The sequence below is a fragment of the Brevibacterium sp. FME17 genome, assembly GCF_014897515.1.
GTDB lineage: Bacteria > Actinomycetota > Actinomycetes > Actinomycetales > Brevibacteriaceae > Brevibacterium.
This window is the reverse complement of the sequence record NZ_JABUYD010000087.1, coordinates 1-304: the sequence shown is the minus strand read 5'-3', so window position 1 is coordinate 304 and position 304 is coordinate 1. Positions and strand designations below refer to the sequence as shown.

Genomic DNA, 304 nt, shown 5'->3' with positions numbered 1-304 from the left:
CAGAGAACCAATTAGCTATCGCATAGCCGCTGGACTGCTAACAGGGGCCCAATCATTCCCACTCGCATTGTTCCAGCTGATCGTCTTGTAGTTCTTGACAGTAGCTGATGCTTTCATGTAAGAGCCGCCGTATGTGTTGTTGTTCCACACGCATGCAGTCCCACTGGAGCAGCTGCCAAGCGCCGCATGTGAGGGCGTCGCGGCGGTCAGCGTCATTGCCGCTACTGCGAAGAGGAATGCAGCCAAAGCGGCTCATCGTAAATAAGAGTGTAGAAGCGGCCTGAAACCACCGGATTCGAGTAAG

At 54.3% G+C, this 304-nt stretch carries 1 protein-coding gene; it reads right to left on the bottom strand.

All coding sequences use genetic code 11. From position 1 onward, the window contains the following. Nucleotides 1-15: 15 nt before the first annotated feature. Entirely contained in the window at nucleotides 16-216 is a 201-nt protein-coding gene (locus INT40_RS21445) for a peptidase inhibitor family I36 protein (protein WP_226831737.1), read from the bottom strand. Nucleotides 217-304: the final 88 nt, after the last annotated feature.